Origin of the sequence: Paenibacillus solani (assembly GCF_050475945.1) — a bacterium.
GTDB classification, from domain to species: Bacteria; Bacillota; Bacilli; order Paenibacillales; family Paenibacillaceae; genus Paenibacillus_AQ; species Paenibacillus_AQ solani_A.
This window is the reverse complement of the sequence record NZ_JBCMXJ010000015.1, coordinates 613688-630076: the sequence shown is the minus strand read 5'-3', so window position 1 is coordinate 630076 and position 16389 is coordinate 613688. Positions and strand designations below refer to the sequence as shown.

The window sequence follows — 16389 nt, the reverse complement described above, 5'->3', positions numbered from 1 at the left end:
CTTATTTTGTATACGCCGTTTTATTTCGTTATCTTTGAAAAAGGGTTAGAATAGTAAGGTAAGGCATCATTTGAATGCCCAATGTAAATTTAAGGAGGTTCCTATACATGAGCGTTGATTATAAAGCGTATTTTGCTGAACATCGCGAAGAACATCTGAATGAATTAAAGGAATGGTTGTCCATTCCCAGCATTTCCGCCTTATCTGACCATAAAGGCGACGTTGCAAAAGCAGCCGAATGGCTTGCCAGCAAACTGAATGAAGCAGGACTGGAGCATGTAGAAATCCACCAAACAGCCGGGCACCCCATCATCACAGCAGACTATCTGCATGCTGAAGGCAAACCGACCGTGCTCGTTTACGGCCACTATGATGTACAGCCTGTTGATCCCCTTCATTTATGGGAAACCCCGCCATTTGAACCGGCGATCCGTAACGGTAAATTGTACGCTCGCGGAGCTACAGATGACAAAGGCCAGCTCTTCCTGCATGTGAAAGCCGTGGAAGCCATGCTGAAGCAAGAGAAAGAGCTTCCGGTCAACATTAAATTCTGCATTGAAGGCGAGGAAGAGGTATCTAGCCCGAACCTGCCGCTTTACCTTGAGCAGAACAAGGACAAACTGGCTGCAGATGCCATCGTCATCTCGGATACATCCCTGCTCGCACCGGGCAGACCGGCCATATCCACAGGTCTTCGCGGATTATGTTCGCTGGAATTGTCCCTGGAAACAGCCAATACGGACCTTCATTCCGGTACATATGGCGGCGGCGTTCCTAACGCGCTGCATGCCCTCGTCTCCCTGCTCTCTTCACTTCATGATGAACAAGGCCGCGTCGCCGTGAAGGGTTTCTATGACGGTGTGCTGGAGCTGTCTCCCGAGATGCGCGAGGAGTTTGCCAAACAAGAATTCGATGAGGAAAAGCTGAAGCAGGACCTCGGCCTGGATTCCCTGTATGGCGAAGAAGGCTTTTCCTTCGTTGAACGCGTGGGAGCGCGTCCGACTCTTGAGCTGAACGGCGTATACGGCGGGTTCCAGGGTGAGGGCAGCAAGACGGTAATTCCAAAAGAAGCCCATGCCAAAATTACGTGTCGCCTGGTTGCAGACCAGGATCCGCAAGCGGTTCTCGATGCAATTGAAGCACACTTACATGCCCACACTCCTACCGGTTCAAAGATTACATTCAAACCGAAGGAAAAGGCATTCGCATTTAACATCGATCCGTCCCATCCGATGCTGCAAAAAGCGGCGGACGCATTCGAGCAAGTGTATGGAACCCGCGCCCTTTTCACAAAAGATGGCGGCTCCATTCCGATCGTGGAGAAGCTGTCCAGTACACTCCATGCTCCTGCTGTCATGATGGGCTTTGGCTTGCCGGATGAGAATCTGCATGCACCAAATGAACATTTTAATCTGGAGAATTTCGATAAAGGGCTGCTGACAATTGTACAGTATCTGAAGCTAGTGTAATAACCTCGGCTCCGTAAGCTAACTGACCATACCAGGTCAGAATAGATGCCCGTAATAAGAGACGCATATCGCAGGAATCGAATCCTGCCGATATGCGTCTTTTACTTATATGTAGATGCATTTGCACAATATAAACAATTTTCAATTACAGCGAATAAGAAGCTAATGCCTCATCAATTAACCCACTATTTTTCTCCTACAGCTATGTACATTCGGTATGTCAGCATCCTCCTCTGCCTCTTTCCACTTGCAGTTAAAATGAAGTTCTTTACATTTGAGTGCATACAAACTCCTGCAGCTATCAATAATGATAGAGATGTTCATGAAAACACATAATGGGTATTTAATCCAAAGATAAGGCACAATAGATGAGGAGGGAAAGTATGAGAGCAGTCACATTTCAAGGCGCAAAAGACATACAAGTCAAGCATGTCGAGGATCCTAAGATTCTGACGCAGGATGACATCATTGTCCGTATTACCTCTACAGCTATTTGTGGTTCCGATCTCCATATATATTTAGGAGCTCTGCCAGCCGCTAAAGATTACGTCATTGGCCATGAACCTATGGGAATTGTTGAAGAAGTCGGCACTAACGTCACTCGCGTGAAAAAAGGAGACCGTGTGGTTCTCCCGTTCAATGTATCTTGCGGTAATTGCTACTATTGCGAACATGATATGGAAAGCCAATGCGACAATTCGAATCGCAGAGCGGATATCCATACTGGCGGTTATATGGGATTCACGGAGCGTTATGGAAACTATCCGGGAGGACAAGCTGAGTTATTACGCGTACCGTACGGTAATTTTATGCCATTTGTCATTCCGGAATCATGTGAGCTGGAAGACGAGGCCCTTCTCTTCTTATCTGACGTTCTGCCGACTGCGTATTGGAGTGTTGAGAACGCAGGAGTGAAGCCAGGTGATACCGTAACGGTGCTTGGATGCGGGCCTGTCGGACTGATGACCCAGAAATTCGCATGGATGAAAGGCGCTAAACGAGTCATCGCTGTGGATCGTCTCCCTTACCGGCTGCAAAAAGCAAAACAAATGAACAATGTTGAGATATACAACTTTGAAGATTATGACGATATGGGTGCCTATATTCGCGAGATTACCAAGGGCGGTTCGGATATCGTAATCGATTGCGTAGGGATGGACGGCAAAAAATCCGCTATGGAGGCCATTGGCCAAAAACTGAAGCTCCAGGGCGGCACGTTAAGTGCAATCGATATTGCGATGGATGCCGTTCGGAAATTCGGCACCATTCAGCTGACCGGCGTATACGGTTCGCTGTACAATATGTTCCCGCTCGGCCATATATTCGAACGAAACATTACCCTTACCATGGGCCAAGCTCCGGTCATTCATTATATGCCCGAATTGTATAAGAAAATTACCGCCGGCGAATTCGACCCGACCGAGATCATCTCCCATCGGCTGCCACTCGAACAAGCCAGTGATGCTTACCGGATATTTAGCGATCACCAAGAGGATTGCACAAAGGTGATCTTGAAACCTTAACTCTATATTGCAAAAGGAACAACCAAGCGTTCTTGTCCCATCTGTAACAGACGAGGGTCAATGCTTGGTTTTTTGTGTCCTTATTGATAATTGAATGATTAGATTGTCCCTCCATTTCCACTAAAATTCTACTTTGCCTCCTAATCACTGACCGTAACTGTCAGGAATAATGTCCTATACTCGACTTGAAGCACACATTCTAAACAAAGCGAGGGTTAGCACATGAACATAAGCAAAGCGGATTTTACAACGGAATGGTTAAAAGAGGCGCATATAACAGAACAAGTATTGGAGACTTTGACAGACGATTCGCTTAAAACTGCCATAACGGACCAGCATCGCACACTGGGTCAGCTGGCCTGGCATTTGGTAATGTCCATTCAGTATATGACCATGCTCGGTTTGCAATTTGAAGCCCCGTCTCGCGAGCAGGAGATTCCCGATTCAGCTTCCGAAATTGCGGATAGCTACCGCCGGATCCGGCATGCACTTCTGGATGCGGTTCAGTCACAGTGGAGCGAGGAGGATCTGAGCGCTACCCGTGAATTCGATGGAGAGCCTTGGACAAATGCGGCATTCCTCCACTTTACTCTGATTCATCAAGCCCATCACCGCGGACAGATGACGGTGCTGATGAGACAAGCCGGTCTGCGGATTCCCGAGATCTACGGTCCGAACTACGATTCCTGGATCGACAAGGGCATGGACCCGCTCGTGTAAAAAAGATACAATCGAATTAATTTCAACATTGAAGATTATTGCAAATGGAAGGAGCCTGCCTTGATGTCCAAAGCGGATAATATGCTGTCGATCCTGTGGATGCTCCGTTCAGGCAAGAAAATGACCGCACAGCAGATCGCCGATGAGCTGGAAATCCATGTTCGAACGGTATACCGCTGCATCGATTCGTTGTGTGCCAGTGGTGCACCGATCATTGCCGATTCCGGGCCGAACGGCGGCTTTCGGATTCACGGGCAGTTTGCGGAATCCCCGCTGTTGTTTGATGCGGAAGAGCAGAAAGCACTGGTGCACGCCTCGATTTTTGCCAAAGAATCCGGCTATCCGTATACGGACGCACTGGAGCGGGCAATCGGCAAGCTGAAGCGTTATACGAACGCGGAACAGCTTTCTCACATTGAACGGCACGGCAGCGGAGTCTCGGTATTGCAGCCTCCTGTCCATGACAGGCTTCGGCCGCTGCTTCAGACGCTGGAGAGTTCCGCGGCACATAGGCAAACGCTGACGATGACGTATTCGAAGGGCAGGGAAGGCGACAGCATGACCCGTAACTTCGATCCCTATGGCATTATCCATTGGAAAGGTCACTGGTATGCAGCCGGCTACTGTCATCTGCGACATGAGATTCGCAATTTTCGCGTGGATCGGATCATGGGATTGGAGCAGACAGAACTTTTATTTGAACGGCCTGCTGATTTCTCGGCCAAGGAAGCACTCCTTGGCAATCTTCTCCCCGGTCCGGACAGCCATGAATCCTTGGTCGATGTTATCATCCAAGGTCATGAGCATGTTCTGAATGAACTGTGTCAGCACTGGTTATTCGGACATACCCTCATCAAGCGTCGGCATGAAGAAGTTCATTTCCGGCTGGGCACTTCTTCACTGATGTCCTATGTTCCCTATTTTCTCCTCCCTTATGGCAAAGCTTTAACCATTCAGGAGCCCGAATCTCTTGTCCTTAAGTTAACAGAAATTACGACAAGCATGAGCCTCCATTATGAACACATGTTAAGCCACATGACCAATAAGAAAGGATGAACCACGATGGAGAAATTCGCCATGTACGGAAAGCTGATCGCCCATCCCGGCAAACGGGATGAACTTGCGGAGATCCTGCTCGAAGCAGCAGCGATGCTCAGCGATAACAAAGACTGTGAACTCTATATTGTGAACGTGTCAGACAGCGACCCCAATGCCGTATGGGTTACGGAATTGTGGAGCAGCCAAGATGCCCATGCCGCTTCATTGCAGGGAGCCGATACGTCAGAGCTGCTGCAGCGCGGACGGTCACTGATCGCCGGCGCGGAGCCGCTCAAGCTGAAACCCCTTGGGGGTAAAGGGATTTAGTATATTCATTTTTCACGCCATTAAAAAAGAAGCTGTTCCCGAATCGAAATTCAGGAATAGCTTCTTTTCACTATATATTGTTCCGATATTCGGACGGGCTGTAGCCGACCTCTTTACGAAACGTTTTGGAAAAATAGTTCGCCGATTCAAACCCGGTCGCGTCCGCAATTTCCTTAATGCTCAGCGGAGTTGTCCGGAGCATCAATTTCGCCTGCTCCATCCGCTTGAGGCTTAAATATTTTTGCGGGGTAATCCCAAAATGCCGCTTGAAATACTTAATAAAGTAATTCGGATGCAAATGCAGCGTTCCTGCCATCTGCTCCAAGGTTATCTCCTCGTGCAGGTGATTCTTAATGTACTGCTGTACTTTGTGAAGCCGGCCCATATCCTCCATCTTGTCCGCATGGATCTGCGGCTGCTGATGTTCGAATACCCGGGATAGAATCTCCAGCATCACCGACTTTTCTCTCAACCTTGCGGCGATTGATTCGGAGCGATGCGAATCGACAAGCTGCTGGAACAAAGCAGGCATCTCCGCGTTCCCCGACAAGTCATAGCAATAGGGCACATTCAGCCAGGAAAACACATCGGAATCACCCACCGTTGCCGAGAAATGCGACCAGTATTTAAGATAGGGACGACCGCTGATGACAGAGTAGGATTGCCTGGTGCGTGCCGGCATCAGAACCAGCTGCCCCGGAACGGGATACAGTTCCTCATCACCGATCTTCACCCATCCTTCCCCATCCAGAATAAAATAGAGCTTGTTGTATGACACGGTGTAGTCAAATTCCTTCCACTCCGGCCAGCACTGCGTTCTCTCGGCTTCCCAGATTTGAACCTGCATGTTCAGGAGCATCTGCTGAATGGCTTCATGTCCATTTCGTTCATTCTTCATCTTCCATTATCCTCTAAAGTTATTATAATACCCGCCAGAGTTAAGTAATTCTCTATTCATACTATCACATTCTTGATAAAATCAAACTCGACAATTCCAACAACCGGAGGTTTGACATATGACAAAAACTACCACTCCACAAAACCAAGTCATCCGCGACCGAACCGAGCGTGTGCAATGGTTCCAAAACGACCGTTTTGGCATGTTCATCCACTGGGGACTCTACTCGATTCCCGCCAGAGGCGAATGGCTCCGAAGCTCGGAGCAGATGAGCATCGAAGACTATCAGACGTATTTCGATGAATTTGACCCGGTTGATTATAACCCTCGTGAATGGGCCAAAGCTGCCAAGAAGGCAGGCATGAAATATGCCGTACTGACAGCCAAGCACCATGACGGATTCTGTTTATTCGACAGTAAGCTGACAGACTATAAAGCTACGAACACGAAGGCAGGCCGGGACCTCGTGCAAGAATTTCTGGATGCCTTCCGTGAAGAAGGCCTCAAAGTCGGCCTATATTTCTCGCTGATCGACTGGTATCACGAAGACTACCCTGCTTATGGTGACCGCATTCACCCTATGCGCGCGAATGAAGCCTTCAAGCGCGATCCTAAAAATTTCGACCGTTACCTGGATTATATGCATGGGCAAGTTCGGGAGCTGCTGACAGGCTACGGCAAACTCGATATTATGTGGTTTGACTTCTCTTATGATGACATGCGCAGTGAAGTGTGGCGCGCCACCGAGCTTATGAAAATGATTCGCGAGCTCCAGCCTCACATCCTCATCGATAACCGGCTCGAGGGCAGCGGCGAAAGCGGCGGCAGCATCTATACCACCGAGCCTTCTGTTTATAGCGGCGATTTTGCATCCCCTGAACAGATTATCCCACCGCATGGCGTTGTGGATGTGACAGGAGCCCCGATCCCATGGGAAGCTTGCATTACGCTGAACAACAACTGGGGCTATGCTGCAGCTGACCGCAATTATAAATCGGCCACCACAATTATCCGTAAACTGGTAGAGTGCGTCAGCAAGAACGGTAACATGCTGCTGAATGTCGGACCCGATGCAAAAGGCAATATCCCTAAGGAGAGCCTTGACATTTTGGCCGAGATTGGTGACTGGATGAGCAAGAACAGCGACAGTATCTATGGCTGCGCGGCAGCCGATTATCCGAAGCCGGAGTGGGGACGCTATACGCAAAAAGGGAATAAGCTGTACGCCCATGTTTTTGAAGAGTCCATTGGTCCAATCAATCTGATTGGCATGGCCGACAAAGTCAAGAAGGCAAGGCTGCTATCTGACGGTTATGAATTATTCCTTAGCCGCCCCTGGAGTGCTGCGGAATTCGTTGAAGATGCCTTCGTGAATTTTGCCCGGCCTGAACACTTTACGTATCCGCTTCCTGACAAACGCAATACGGTTATTGAGCTGGAGCTTCATGACAGAGCGGAATGATCGTAACAACAGGTTGAAATTGAATTTGCTTTACCCATAATCGAGCCTGACATGATGTTTCAATACATCGTGTCAGGCTCATTTTTATGCACGACTATTCATTACCGAACTTTCTAGCAGAAAACCCATACCAACTCTATCGATTCTTCATTAGATATACTATCAATCTAGTAAAGGCGGTGGGAGATATGGGAATTCTCACGATAGAAAAGTGGAATCACACTTGCCAACTTGATACTTCAACCAAGCCGCGTCGTAACATCGGATGGATATCAAGCAATTGGAGCGGATACAGTCTCGAAGGAAAAAAAGGAGCTTACAAACAGATTTCCGCCAAATGGAATGTGCCGTTTGTTCGTCCAAGCCGTGCAGCTACCTATTCGTCTGCATGGATTGGAATAGACGGCTTCGGCAACAGCAATCTGATACAGACCGGAACGGGTCATGAATTCATAGACGGTAAGGCTTACTATTATGCATGGTGGGAGATCCTCCCGGCCTCGGCTACAATCATCCCGCTACCGATTCAGCCGGGTGACCGGATGTATGCCAGCATCAGCAAACGCAGCGGTTCTAACTGGTTAATCACCCTTCGAAACGAATCCCGGAATTGGACATTTCGAACATTGCAACGCTACAACGGTCCGCAGACCTCGGCGGAGTGGATCGTAGAAGCACCCCAAATTAATGGGGCTCTAGCGACCATGGCGAGGCTGTCTCCCGTCGTCTTTTCCTGCTGCCGCGTCAACGGAAAAAAACCGAAACTCACGGCGGATAACGGAGGCATCATGTTGCAGAATTCAAAGGTTACCTCCATTCCCTCCAATCCGAACAAAGCGGGAGACCGGTTCGTTGTTAAAAATGTTCAATAGGAATTTACCTTGACGCAGTGGAAAGGATGACCCTCATGAGCATTTGAAGCAGCTATAACCCCATAACCAACAATAGCCGCTGCACCCGGAAAACTCCGGCAGGCAGCGGCTGTTTCTTTATCATGATTCGTAAACCGGGTTGCCCTTGAACAGGACGAGTCGGCGGCGTGACCGTCTGGCAACGGCTTCCGCAGAGCAGCTGGCTTCTACGATTACCGCGTCTGCCGCATCCCCGGCGTTAGGCCAAGCATAGCGGCCATCTCGATCTAATGGGGTCACGCCTCCCGTAATAAACCCGAGAGCCTGTCCGAGCGAACGTTCATCGCTCATATTGAAGCGTTCGGCCAGCGTACCCGCTTTGTCCAGATTATCCCCTTTGCCAAATGGAGACCAATGGTCCATAATGCTGTCTTGACCCAGGGAGACGTCTACGCCGCAGCGCTGAAGCTGTGGGATTGGAATGGTTCGACCCAGCGGTACGGAGGAAGTAATTGAAATGCCCAGGTCTGCCAGTCGAGTCGCCATCTCGTCTACCTCGCTTGAGGAGATATCAGCGAAAGCCAGAGCATGACTGAGCGTAACTCTTCCATTCCAGCCCGCGTCTTCCGTAAGATCGGCTATGCGTTTAAAGGTATTAAGCCCGACATGAGACGGCTCATGCAGATGCAGGTCAATAGGCGCATTGGCTTCCACAGCCAGCTCCATCACGGTATGGAGCGATTTCTCCATATTCTCATCTATCGTTGCGGGGTCCAAGCCGCCTACGAGAGCTGCCCCATTTCGAAGCGCATCCCTGACCAGGGATACGGACTGACTGCGGAGCAAGCCGTGCTGAGGAAACGCTACAATCTCGACAAAAGCCTTTTCCCTGTATCCTTCCACTGCCTTCAAAGTGGCCTCCAAATTTCTCAAGCCAACGACAGGATCCACATTAACATGAGAGCGAATATGGGTAGACCCAAAGCTCAGCAGCAGATCCAGCAAGCCTTCTGCTCTTTGCTTGGCGGTAGGAAGCAGTTCGGGTAGTAGCCTTTCTTCCTCTTCGATCCTGCTAAATACGCCGTGGGCCGGACGTGTTGGCGCCTTCCAAGGGCCGCCATAGTAGGTTTTGTCCAAGTGGATATGCATATCTCTAAATGAAGGAAGCATCAGATCCCCCTTCATGTCCCGTGTCGGCAATAGCGTATCAGGCACAGCATCCGCCGTAAGGATCTCAGTGAAGGTGCCATTTTCTATTTTCACATGAAAAAGTCCCGTTTCAGTTCCGGTCACAACTTCATTCTCATAGCGGTACCCTGTTTCCAGACGGACATTCAGAAGCCAATATGCTGTGCTTTGTTCACTCATAGCGTTCATCCCCTTTTTGGTTATACCTGCCTTCTATTCGCCTTGTTCTTCGTTAATTGCAATCAATATAATCTGTTCGATCTCTTGATATCCCCGCTCCCTGGCATGCTGCAGAGGAGTTATGCCTTTCCCGTCGGGAATCTGGGCGTCCGCCCCATGATCCAGCAGCAGCTCAACGATACGCTGATAATTCTCGCTGCCGTCACCAAGAATGACAGCCTCCAGCAGAGCGGTCCAGTCCAAATTATTAACATGATTCACATCAACGTTGGTCTGGGTCAGCAGCTGTCGTACAATCTCGACATGCCCGCGCTCAGAGGCCGGAATGAGAGCCGTCCCGCCGTAACGGTTAGTTAACGTTACATCCGCATCAGCTTCGATCGCCAATTGCAGGATTTCCGCCATTCCTTCTGCCCCGGCATACAAAAATACATTGTTTCGTTGATGGTCCCGAATATTGATATCAGCACCCGCCTGGATCAAGGCCTCTACCGTTTCGACATGGTTACGGTAAGTTGCAGCCATCACCGCTGTTCTCCCCTGCTCATTCGTCGCATTTATGTTGGCTCCAGACTGAAGAAGCTGTTCGACAAGCTCCGTATTGCCCTGTTCGGCATACTCAATGAGTTCACGATCCATATTCTGCACCTCTTCTTTCTCCAGATTTGATTGACAAGCCGACAGGAACAGGACCAATAGAATCGCTGAAAAACGCAGCACTCCAATACGCCCTCCTCTTTCTATCGTGTATATGATTATGCTAACATGAGACGGAACCATATGAAAAATACTTAAAAAATTGAACTTACTAAGGTTTTTCATATACAAGGAGGATTGCGACATCTTATGGATATCAGACAGCTGCGTTATTTTATTGCCATTGTGGAGGAAGGTACGATCTCCCTTGCCGCAAACCGGCTTCATATCTCCCAACCGCCTCTCAGCCAGCAGCTGAAGGCTATGGAGGAAGAGCTGGGAGCTGTATTGGTTTATCGCAGAGGAAAGCGGCTGGAAATTACCGAATCCGGTAAAACCCTGTACAAATATGCACTCCAGATGACGCAGCTCTTGGAAGAAGCCAAAGCTGAGGTTCAAGAGGTCGGAATTGGCGACAAGGGGACGCTCCGTCTTGGAATCAATACACTGTCCTCGGTTGAGCTGCCGTCATGGCTGCATAAGTTCAAAGCACGATATCCCCAAGTCTCGTATAAAATTCAGCAAAATGAGTCGTATCAGCTCTGCGAGCTCGTGAGAAACCGATCGCTCGAATTAGCCATCGTTCGCCTCCCACTGGAATTGGATGATTTCTCGATCCTTCATCTGCAGACCGAGTCCTACTATATGCTTACAGCAGATCCAGCTTTCGAACACGATATATCGCTCTCCCATATCGCGAAGTATCCGCTTATTCTGCCCAGTACGGAGGGGCTTGGCGTATACTATACAATCCACATGGCTTTCTCGGAGCAGAAGCTCCAGCCGAACATCGTTGCCGAATGCTCCGACATTTCGCTGTTGCTGCGCTTGGTCGATTCGGGATTTGGCATGGCGATCGTTCCCGAAACTCTGATCAAACAATCTTTGCCTGAATCAGTTCATGCCGTTCATATAAAGGATATCCCCGCCACCGCCTCCACTGCTTTGATCTGGCTGAAGGATCATCATATCTCCAGAACCGCTCTGAACTTTATTGACATGATAACAAGCGTATCTTGTACCAGTCCTTAAAGGGCAGCACAATTAACATGAAGACCTGCATCGTCTCACAAAAAAGAAACGAACCAGTGACAGGTTCGTTTCTTAATTCTCTCTGTGAAATATGAAGCCGTGAAGCAGTGATTAAGCGTATCATACTCTCATAGAAGTCCAATTCCATGTTTTGCAGGGTAGCTAAAGGGTCACTGCTTCATGCCCGTCGATTGTTCAACTTTCTGCGTGATCGTGCTCCCCTGTTTCCTAAATCGGAACAACACAAACGATACGACCATAGCGATCGCAACGCCCGCAGCACCAATCCAGGCAGTCGACGATAAGGATATTTTCTCAATGGCGATCCCCCCGATCCCTGCTCCTGCAGCCATAGCCAGCTGCATCATCGACTGGTTCAAGCCAAGCATGACTCCGGATGAACCTGGCTCGAGCTGGACTAGGTTATACTGCTGTGTCGGACCGGATGACCAAGCAGCTAACGACCATATCACAAGAATAATAAACACGGGAATGACAGATGCCGCTGCATGAGTGAAGGTCAGTACGATCAATGCGACAATATGCAGCAGCATCCCCCCGGACAATGTAAGAGATACTCCCCACCGGTCTGTACTGAAGCCACCGAGCTTAGATCCGATGAGGCTGGCAATACCAAAGGCAAACAGAGCTGGACTGATCCATTTTTCGCTCAAGCCGCTGACGTTAAGCAGGTAAGGAGACAGATAAGTATAGGCAACCGAATATCCACCCAACCAGAAGAATGTGATTGCCAAGCCAAGTGCCACTTTGGGCTTCTTGAGCAGTGCGAATTGCTGGAGCAACGGAACGGGAGCATCTCCTTTTATTTTTGGCACCGTCTTATTGAGGATAAACATTGAAATAACACCCAGAATGGCAATCAACCCAAACACCGATTTCCAACCAAAAGCAGCTGCCACGACACGTCCAAGAGGGACGCCTATGATGAGAGAAGCCGTGAATCCCATAATGACAGTGGCGATCGAACTCGCTTGTTTGCCCGGCGGCGCAATTTCGGCGCTAATTCCGAGTGCGGTAACAACTACCATTCCTGCTCCAATCGCCATAACAACTCGCGCGATCACAAACGGGACATAACCCGGAAGAACAAATGACAAAATATTGGCAATCACGAAGATGCCCAAAGAGTAAACCAACAACTTCCGTCTTTCCACCCTAGCTGTTAATGCCATAAGTACAGGGGTCATAATGGCATATACCAGTGAGAAAATCGTAATAAGCTGACCTGCTGCTGTTATTGTAATTCCTAACGAATCCGCAATTTTATCCAAAATTCCCGATACAATATATTCCGATGTTCCCACTAGAAAGCTGACGATTGCCAATAAATAAATCTTCCAAGCACTAGTCATGATTCCACTCCTTCTGTTATATTTACATATTATAAATTGTCGATATATAAACCAAAAGAAGTACATATTACGATATGTCGATGTATTATACAGAAATAGACTGAATATTCCTTATGTCGTAAAGAATATTCAGTTCCTGAGCTATATTTCTTGCTTCAAATACTCGACGATTTCCCGAATAGCATCTTCATCCCGCTTGTAATATGTGAATTTCCCAAGCCGCTCCGTCTGGATCAAACCTGCCCGATGCAGAATCGATAAATATTGCGATGCAGTGGACTGCGTCATATTCAGCTTCTCTGTCACTTGGCTTACACATACCCCTACTTTCCTCATATCAATCCCTTCATGGGGTGTAAAATGTTGTTCCGGATCCTTGAGCCAATTCAATATTTCAAGCCTCGATTCATTAGACAATGCTTTAAAAACTTCGATTGGTTTCATACGTATCATTATATCGAAAAATATCGATGTGTCAAACCTATTCTCTGCCGTTCCCTTGATCAATCACTTAATAAAGAAAGACCATAACTCGATGTCATGGTCTTCCACTGTATGCTCTTTGTACATCGTGCGGACTTCTCCTTGTGCGCATGATGCATGTTCGGGGCATGCTTGGATGACTGTCGACTATATGCCGACGAGCTAACTTTGGTTTTCAAGAGTGTTTCTCAGAACGAATAGTCGAACAAACAAGCGTTTCGATCAGAAAGCCGTACTTATAGCATGCAAGATCTCCGTAATTTCGCTTATTACAGCAATCCGGACTTCTTCACGCTAGCCAGGAAATCATGGAATTCCGGAATATTCAACTGCTGTGCTGCATCGGAAAGTGCGGTAGCCGGATCAGGATGGACCTCAACCATGACACCGTCTGCACCCGCAGCCAGCGCAGCCTTGGCACAAGGAGCAAGAATGTCCTTACGGCCTGTAGAATGCGTCACATCCACCAGCACCGGAAGATGCGTTTCCTGTTTCAGAATCGGCACCGCCGAGATATCCAGCGTATTTCTTGTCGCCTTTTCGTATGTCCGAATGCCGCGTTCGATCAGCATTACTTGCGTATTCCCGCGGGATACGATGTACTCCGCAGCGTGCACGAACTCATCAATCGTAGCTGCGAGGCCGCGTTTTAACAGCACCGGTGTCTTAACGTCACCCGCTGCTTTTAACAGCTCGAAGTTCTGCATGTTCCGCGCTCCGATCTGGATGACGTCAATGTAATCGCAAGCGAGCTCAATATGCGCAGGATCCACGATCTCGCTAATCGTCTTCAGTCCGAACTCAGAAGCCACTTCCTTCAGGATTTTCAGCCCTTCAACCCCCAGTCCTTGGAAATCATAAGGGGATGTTCTCGGTTTGAACGCACCTCCGCGCATGACGGTTATACCTGCTTCCTTCAGGGCAGCCGCAACCTGGCGTACTTGTTCATAGCTTTCAACTGAGCATGGTCCTGCAATCATTACCGGTGCGCCGCCACCGATTACAGTGTCGCCCAGTTGAATCAGTGTATCTTCCTGTTTCTTCTTTCGGCTGACCAGCAGATGTTTCTTATGATCGACCTGCTGCAGCTTCAGCGATGCCTGGAAAATTTGTTTAAATAAATGACGAACAGTCTCATTATCAAAAGGTCCTTGGTTATGCTCCACCAGGGTATCCAGCATTTTTTTCTCACGAACCGGATCAAAATCGGGCACTCCCTGTTTTTGCTTCTCCTGGCCGATCTCTTGCGCGATTCTCGCCCGCTCCGACAACAGCTCGAGCAGTTGCAGATTAACGGTATCAAGCTCCGATCTTAATTGTTCTAAACGTTGAGTCATTCACAATCTCTCCCTCATATTTTCTAGTATATAAAAACAAAAAGACCCCCCGCCCGGAAAGGGACGAGGAGTCGTGGTACCACCCTTATTAGATATGTCGAAAAAAACAAACACATCTCACTTGAACCTCTTAACGCAAGGGTACGGGTAAACCTACGTGCGCCTGCATGAAACATGCAGCGTTTCAGAATACCAGCTCCGGAATGAACTTCAGCGGGAAACCTTCTCTCGGGCGCTCTCAGTCGGTGGCAGCCCTTTCCTGTCAGGAATGTTCCTTCGCTTACTCTTTCCATCATCGCTTGTTTAAACATATCGTGTTGAATTTAGAAGCATTGTATTACACCCCGGATCAGAAATGCAAGAGTTTTATTTAAAGCTTGCATGCTTTGATGCAGTGAAGATGTATTTCATTTTGCTTCATGCAAGGGCTGGGTCTGCCCTCTCCGCCCTTGATTCAGCGGGCTTCCCCAATAGGTGAACAGGCGCCACACATATTCGAGCGGTCCGATTGGGAAAAGCTTTAACCATACCCGGCTAAACACCGCTTGCAGAGCAAAAATAACGACAACGATCACCATTTGCCAGACTGGCTCGATCGTTCCATACCATCCCAAGCCGTAGCTGTAAAAGATCAATCCACACAGGACCGATTGTAACAAATAGTTCGTGAAGGCCATTTTCCCTGGGTAGGAAAACCAATGGAGTCCTTTCTTCCAGAGGTTACTTTGGTATAAAAGTGCAAACACTCCGATATAGGCCAGCGCCAGAAGTGGCGCGCCTACGAACAAAGCTGCTGCTTCGCCCCAGAACGGAAGTCCTTTTACCAGCGATAATACAAGTTGAAGGACAAGTCCTATGCCTCCGCCAATGATGAGCAATTGTATAATTCCCTTCCGGTTCTCCTGAACATCATGTAAAATCCGGCGTTTGCAGAAATAAGCCCCCATCAAAAACATGCCTAATATTTGCGGATAAAATAGCAGCATATTAAAGATGGAGCCAATGTAATCATTTACCCGCTGAATGATAATCTGGGTCATCGTCCCCGCACCGTAAATGGCTGCATCCCGCTCTTGATAATAGACTCCTATCTGCCGAACATCCGCTTGGCTTACCGGGTCAAAAGCCTGACTTGCTGAGTCACTCAACAGACTTGCACCCGTCACCAGGATTGGAACAATCAGCAGCAGTGACAATGACCAAATCAGCAATGTTCTCGGCTTGCAGCGCTGAAACAGCATGAGGAGAAAGCCCATTAACGCATAGTGTGTCAGAATGTCTCCATACCAGATGAAGATCCCATGGAGCAATCCAATCAATAACAACGCCGTCAATCTTCGGGTATAAATACGGTTGAAGCTTCTTCCTTTTGCCTGAGCACTCTCCCGCATCAATACCATCCCAAAACCAAACAAGAAAGAGAAAATGAGTACAAATTTGCCGTCAATGACAATCCCGCGCAGCAGCAAAACAAGCTCATTATACCAGCCAGACCATAAATCAACCCCATATGAGATCGTCTGCAGCGATGTTGTGAAAAAGGAAATGTTGACCAAGAATATGCCTAATAGTGCAAACCCTCTCAAGCTGTCAATCAGCTCTATTCTTGATTGTGAGTTCAATGCCATTCTCGTACCCCCTAATTATGATGCTCCCAGATTAAGGTACAATCATAAAGAAAGGATAAAGATTTAAATCTTGCTGTTAGTATAAGTGTCCTACTTCAACGGAGCAGGCGGAATCGTTCTGAAGAAGCGGCAGCGGTCGCCTTTGCACCCGGATTTCAACAATTAATAATTGAATGATAGAAAT

General features: G+C 48.4%; 15 protein-coding genes. 8 read left to right on the top strand and 7 right to left on the bottom strand.

Features of this window, described 5'->3' with window-relative positions:
- The first annotated feature begins 107 nt into the window (after positions 1-107).
- The 5 genes from ABEQ74_RS17840 (at position 108) to ABEQ74_RS17820 (ending at position 5077) form a co-directional block, all read left to right on the top strand.
- On the top strand, positions 108-1469 hold the full coding sequence (locus ABEQ74_RS17840) for a dipeptidase (protein WP_430123456.1): 1362 nt from the start codon (positions 108-110) through the stop codon (positions 1467-1469).
- Between the two features lie 383 nt (positions 1470-1852).
- Positions 1853-2992, top strand: coding sequence for a zinc-dependent alcohol dehydrogenase (locus ABEQ74_RS17835; protein WP_430123455.1), 1140 nt, complete (start codon positions 1853-1855; stop codon positions 2990-2992).
- Positions 2993-3214: 222 nt separating this feature from the next.
- The gene (locus tag ABEQ74_RS17830; RefSeq protein ID WP_430123454.1) at positions 3215-3712 is read left to right on the top strand and encodes a DinB family protein; all 498 of its coding nucleotides are present in this window, start codon (positions 3215-3217) and stop codon (positions 3710-3712) included.
- Between the two features lie 63 nt (positions 3713-3775).
- Positions 3776-4768 carry a helix-turn-helix transcriptional regulator gene (locus tag ABEQ74_RS17825; protein ID WP_430123453.1) on the top strand — a complete coding sequence of 331 codons (993 nt, stop codon included), beginning with the start codon at positions 3776-3778 and terminating at the stop codon, positions 4766-4768.
- A 6-nt stretch (positions 4769-4774) separates the two neighbouring features.
- Positions 4775-5077, top strand: a complete 303-nt coding sequence (locus ABEQ74_RS17820; RefSeq protein WP_430123452.1) for a putative quinol monooxygenase — start codon at positions 4775-4777, stop codon at positions 5075-5077.
- 70 nt (positions 5078-5147) lie between these two features.
- On the opposite strand, the gene ABEQ74_RS17815 is transcribed toward ABEQ74_RS17820, so the two are convergent.
- Positions 5148-5975, bottom strand: coding sequence for an AraC family transcriptional regulator (locus tag ABEQ74_RS17815; protein WP_430123451.1), 828 nt, complete (start codon positions 5973-5975; stop codon positions 5148-5150).
- 118 nt (positions 5976-6093) lie between these two features.
- Here ABEQ74_RS17815 and ABEQ74_RS17810 point away from each other — a divergent pair, with 118 nt between their 5' ends.
- Positions 6094-7437 carry an alpha-L-fucosidase gene (locus tag ABEQ74_RS17810; RefSeq protein WP_430123450.1) on the top strand — a complete coding sequence of 448 codons (1344 nt, stop codon included), beginning with the start codon at positions 6094-6096 and terminating at the stop codon, positions 7435-7437.
- Positions 7438-7625: 188 nt separating this feature from the next.
- Complete coding sequence (locus tag ABEQ74_RS17805; RefSeq protein WP_430123448.1) at positions 7626-8309, top strand: G1 family glutamic endopeptidase; 684 nt, start codon at positions 7626-7628, stop codon at positions 8307-8309.
- A gap of 120 nt (positions 8310-8429) precedes the next feature.
- On the opposite strand, the gene ABEQ74_RS17800 is transcribed toward ABEQ74_RS17805, so the two are convergent.
- Both ABEQ74_RS17800 and ABEQ74_RS17795 read right to left on the bottom strand, forming a co-directional pair.
- Positions 8430-9656, bottom strand: a complete 1227-nt coding sequence (locus tag ABEQ74_RS17800) for an amidohydrolase (RefSeq protein ID WP_430123447.1) — start codon at positions 9654-9656, stop codon at positions 8430-8432.
- 33 nt (positions 9657-9689) lie between these two features.
- Positions 9690-10376: an ankyrin repeat domain-containing protein gene (locus tag ABEQ74_RS17795; protein ID WP_430123446.1), complete on the bottom strand. Its 687-nt coding sequence runs from the start codon at positions 10374-10376 to the stop codon at positions 9690-9692.
- Between the two features lie 126 nt (positions 10377-10502).
- Between ABEQ74_RS17795 and ABEQ74_RS17790 the strand changes: the two genes are divergently transcribed.
- Positions 10503-11384, top strand: coding sequence for a LysR family transcriptional regulator (locus ABEQ74_RS17790; RefSeq protein ID WP_430123445.1), 882 nt, complete (start codon positions 10503-10505; stop codon positions 11382-11384).
- Between the two features lie 170 nt (positions 11385-11554).
- Here the strand turns inward: ABEQ74_RS17790 and ABEQ74_RS17785 are convergent, their stop codons facing one another.
- From ABEQ74_RS17785 to ABEQ74_RS17770, 4 genes are all read right to left on the bottom strand, one after another.
- The gene (locus tag ABEQ74_RS17785; RefSeq protein ID WP_430123444.1) at positions 11555-12757 is read right to left on the bottom strand and encodes an MFS transporter; all 1203 of its coding nucleotides are present in this window, start codon (positions 12755-12757) and stop codon (positions 11555-11557) included.
- A gap of 141 nt (positions 12758-12898) precedes the next feature.
- Positions 12899-13201, bottom strand: a complete 303-nt coding sequence (locus ABEQ74_RS17780) for an ArsR/SmtB family transcription factor (RefSeq protein ID WP_054403680.1) — start codon at positions 13199-13201, stop codon at positions 12899-12901.
- 308 nt (positions 13202-13509) lie between these two features.
- A complete protein-coding gene (locus ABEQ74_RS17775; RefSeq protein WP_430123443.1) occupies positions 13510-14577 on the bottom strand; it encodes a bifunctional 3-deoxy-7-phosphoheptulonate synthase/chorismate mutase in 1068 nt (355 codons plus the stop codon).
- 407 nt (positions 14578-14984) lie between these two features.
- On the bottom strand, positions 14985-16205 hold the full coding sequence (locus ABEQ74_RS17770; RefSeq protein ID WP_430123441.1) for a DUF418 domain-containing protein: 1221 nt from the start codon (positions 16203-16205) through the stop codon (positions 14985-14987).
- Positions 16206-16389 lie beyond the last annotated feature (184 nt).